The sequence below is a fragment of the Pontimicrobium sp. MEBiC01747 genome (assembly GCF_053601635.1).
Genome location: NZ_JBSHNS010000549.1, coordinates 1 through 4,097, shown reverse-complemented (window position 1 = coordinate 4,097; position 4,097 = coordinate 1). Strand labels below are relative to the sequence as shown.

The following is a 4,097-nucleotide window of genomic DNA, read 5'->3' as shown; positions in this document are numbered from 1 at the left end:
CATTTTCACTTTTAATAGTTATAGTCAAACCGATACAGAAAAAGTTAAATCTGTTTTAATGGATTATATTGAGGGTACTGCAAATGGGCAAATTAGTAGAATAAAAAGAGCATTTAATAAAGATGCTAATTTATACTCTATTGTAGATGATAGTTTAAGAGCATTGCCTTCTAAAAAGTATATTGGTTTTTTTAAAGAAGGTAAAAAAAATGGACGCTTAGGGCACATAGAGTCTATAGATATAAAAAATGATGCAGCTGTTGGTATTGTTAAAATTGATATGCCAGGGCGTAAAAGACGTTATACAGATTATATGCTATTACTTAAAACAGATGGAGAGTGGAAGATTATTCATAAATCTTACACATGGGAACCGTATGAGAGAAAAGGAAAAGTTTTATTTGTAGTGTCTAATGTTTCTTCTTACGGGAGTAATAATAAGCGTACAGGAACGCATTATGAAGAATTAGTACAACCTTATGATGCGCTTCAAAAAGCAGGTTACGAAGTAGATTTTGTTAGTCCAAAAGGTGGAGAAATACCAGTGGCATACATTAATCTTCAAGACAAATTACAACTACATTATTTTTACGACTCTGCACTTCAATATAAATTAAAAAATACTTTAAAACCGTCTCAAGTAGATTCAAAGTTGTACCAAGCTGTATATTATTGTGGTGGATCTGCAGCAGTATTCGATGTGCCTAATAGCAAAGGAATACAAAAGATAACACAACAAATATACGAAGATCACAATGGTGTTGTTAGCTCTATATGTCATGGTGCAGCGGGCTTAGTAAATGTAAAATTAAATAGTGGAGCCTTTTTAGTAAATGGTAAGCGTGTTAACTCTTTTACTAATGAAGAAGAAGGTAATGGCGAGCATCTCCCGTTTTTAATAGAAACTAAATTGAAAGAGAGAGGTGCAGTATTTAAATCTTCAGGAAAATGGGAATCTCATGTAGAGGTTGATGGTAATTTAATAACTGGGCAAAATCCTAATTCTCTAGAAGTATTTTCTAAGGCGTTAATTAACCGATTAAATACTATACATTAATAAGAGTTATTTTTTATATCTCAATAACCTTAATGCATTTATAACCACTAATAATGTAGACCCTTCATGAATAGCTACTGCAACGCCTATGCTTGCCCAACCCATAATTGTCGTTGGTATTAAGAACGTAACAACCCCCAAGCTTATCCAGAGGTTTTGTTTAATGATAAGTTTAGATTGCCTACTCAAACCAATAACAAAGGGCAGGTTTTCTATTTTATCAGATAATAAGGCAACATCTGCGGTTTCTAAAGCAACATCGCTACCAGCTGCGCCCATGGCAATGCCAACAGTACTATTTGCCATAGCAGGAGCATCGTTAACACCATCTCCCACCATGGCGATTTTAGAATATTTTTGCTTTAATTCTTGTATGACAGCAACTTTATCTTCTGGTAATAAGTTTCCTCTTGCTTCTGTTAAACCAATTGCCTTAGCTATTGAGTTGCCTACATTTTGATGATCTCCAGTAAGCATAATCATTTTTAGTATACCAATGTCTTTTAATTTTTTTAAAGTGCTTTTTGCTTTAGCTCTAGGGGTATCCATTACACTTAACATACCAATAAGCTCATTTTTATAAGCTACTAACATGACTGTATGTCCTTTTTGAAGCAAGTTTAATAGTTGTACATTAACTTCATTAGAGATGTTAACTCCATAATCTTGCATTAGTTTTGCGTTTCCAATAAACACACTATTACCCTTATATATTGCTTGTATGCCTTTACCTTGAATAGCCTTAATATTAGAAGCTGCATTTTTAGTTTCAACATTAAATTGGTTTTTAATGTCTTTAGTAATGGCTTTTGCTAAAGGATGATTGCTTAAACTTTCTACATCTAATACTAAACTTAAAAAATCATTGTTATTAAAATTATTTAAGGAAATTGCATTAGTTAATTTAGGTTTTCCTTCTGTAAGTGTTCCTGTTTTATCAAAAGCAATGGTTGTTAAACTTCCTAAATTTTCTAAAGCTCTCCCTCCTTTAATAAGCACTCCACTTTTAGCTGCTCTAGCAATACCACTTAATACAGCACTTGGAGTAGAAATAGCTAAAGCACAAGGGCTAGAAGCTACCAAAACACTAATAGCTCTATATAAACTATCATTAAAACTTTCGTCAATAATTAAATAAGCAAAGCATAATAGTATAACTAAAACGATAACGAAAGGAACAAACCACTTTTCAAACTTTTTGGTTTGAAGTTGTGTAGGTGATTTTTTAGTTTCTACCTCGCTTACCATTTTTACTAATCTAGATATAGTACTGTCTTGGTTTAGTTTTAGTACTTTAACTTCAATGACATTGTCTCCATTAATTGTTCCTGTAAAAACGATGTTTTTCTTATTAATATTATCAAAATCAAGGGGCTCCAATACATCTGTAATTGCCGTTTTATCCACAGGTATACTTTCTCCTGTAATTGAGGCTTGATTAATAGTGCTACTTCCTTTAATGATAACACCATCTGCAGAGATTTTAGTATTTGGTTTTACAACGATAATATCATTAATTTTTAGAGATTCAACACTAACCTCAACAATACTGTCTCTTTTTTTTACTAGCGCAGTTTTTGGAGATAGCTGCCCTAATGCTTCTATAGATTTTTTTGCTTTATTCATAGCGTAGTTTTCTAAAGCATGACCAGTACTAAATAAAAACAATAACAAAGCACCTTCTTCCCAACTACCAATGTAAGCAGCGCCTATAGCAGCCACTATCATTAAAAAATCGATTTCAAATTCGTTTTTTCTAATTTTTTCAATGGCTTCAATAGTTGTAAAGTAACCTCCAAAAAAATAGGCAGAAATAAAATTTATTAAAGCGACCCATTCTGGTAAACTAGTAAATTTGTCTATTAATAAGCCAGTAAAAAAGAAGACACCACTTAAAATAGCAAAATAAAGCTCGGTTTTTTCTCCAAATATGCCACCATGTTCATGATTATGTGTATCGTTTTCTGAGTGTTTATGTTTCATTTTTGTATTAATGATTTTACACAAAATTATATGGAATATGTATGCATTGTATGTGCATTTATTCGTTACATTTATCGCAAACACCTTTTATTAGCATATTTATATTTTCTGGTATAAATTTGCTAGGAAGATTTATTTGTGGAATTTGATGCTCTGTTAAACAAACAGTTTCTTTACATTTAGTACAGTGGAAGTGTAAATGTAAATCGTTGTGTTTTTTTGAGTTGTGCTCGTGTTTACATAATGCATATTTAGGAATTCCTGTTCCATCATCTATTTTATGTACAATGCCTTTATCTTCAAATGTTTTTAAGGTTCTGTACAACGTTGTTCTGTCAGATTTGTCGAAATGATTTTCTACAATAGTTAAACTTACTGCAGTATGTTGTGAAGAGATATACTCATAAACCAACATACGCATGGCGGTTGGCCTTATATTATAATCTTGTAATTGTTTTTCTATGGTTTTCATAAGCTGTTAATGTGAGTGCTCTGCTTCACTTTTTTTCATTTCTGCCATTAAATAATAGGCGCCACTTTGTGCTATTAATGGATTGTTTTTTTGAAGTGTATCTTTAAAATTAAAAGCTACATATCCATTATTTATGGACTTTATTATTATTTCTTTAGGTGTAAAGCCCCATCTGTTGTCCGTTTCTTTTTCTGCTATAAATGCATAGTAAGTTTCACCTTCCTGAAATACAGCATCTTCGGGTAAGGCTTGTTCTAAAAGACTATCGGTAATAATTCTAGCATTAACATACATACCTGGAATTAAGTTTTTATTTTTATTTTCTATTTCTGCATGCACGTGTAACGCTTTTGGGCCTTCTTCAAACGATTTTCCAACAGAGTATATTTTAGCTGTCATTTCTTTACTTCCTAAAGCCTCTATATTTATTTTAACTAATTGGCCATTTTTAACTTTACTAATGTCTTTTTCAAATACCATTAAATCTGCATGAATGTGCTCCGTATTTACAACTTCAAAAAGAGGCGTTTGCGGCTGCACAAATTGACCAGATTTTATTTTTACCTTTTCTATAAAACCATCTAT

At 31.8% G+C, this 4,097-nt stretch carries 4 protein-coding genes; 1 reads left to right on the top strand and 3 read right to left on the bottom strand.

Going from position 1 to position 4,097, the window contains the following annotated elements:
- A partial coding sequence (locus tag ACVC2P_RS18120) for a nuclear transport factor 2 family protein (RefSeq protein ID WP_452599857.1) occupies positions 1-1,057 on the top strand: 1,057 nt, incomplete at its 5' end.
- 6 nt (positions 1,058-1,063) lie between these two features.
- On the opposite strand, the gene ACVC2P_RS18115 is transcribed toward ACVC2P_RS18120, so the two are convergent.
- From ACVC2P_RS18115 to ACVC2P_RS18105, 3 genes are all read right to left on the bottom strand, one after another.
- The gene (locus ACVC2P_RS18115; RefSeq protein WP_452599856.1) at positions 1,064-3,040 is read right to left on the bottom strand and encodes a heavy metal translocating P-type ATPase; all 1,977 of its coding nucleotides are present in this window, start codon (positions 3,038-3,040) and stop codon (positions 1,064-1,066) included.
- A 58-nt stretch (positions 3,041-3,098) separates the two neighbouring features.
- Positions 3,099-3,512, bottom strand: coding sequence for a Fur family transcriptional regulator (locus ACVC2P_RS18110; protein WP_452599855.1), 414 nt, complete (start codon positions 3,510-3,512; stop codon positions 3,099-3,101).
- Between the two features lie 6 nt (positions 3,513-3,518).
- Positions 3,519-4,097, bottom strand: a 579-nt coding sequence (locus ACVC2P_RS18105) for an efflux RND transporter periplasmic adaptor subunit (protein ID WP_452599854.1), incomplete at its 5' end; no start/stop codon positions are given.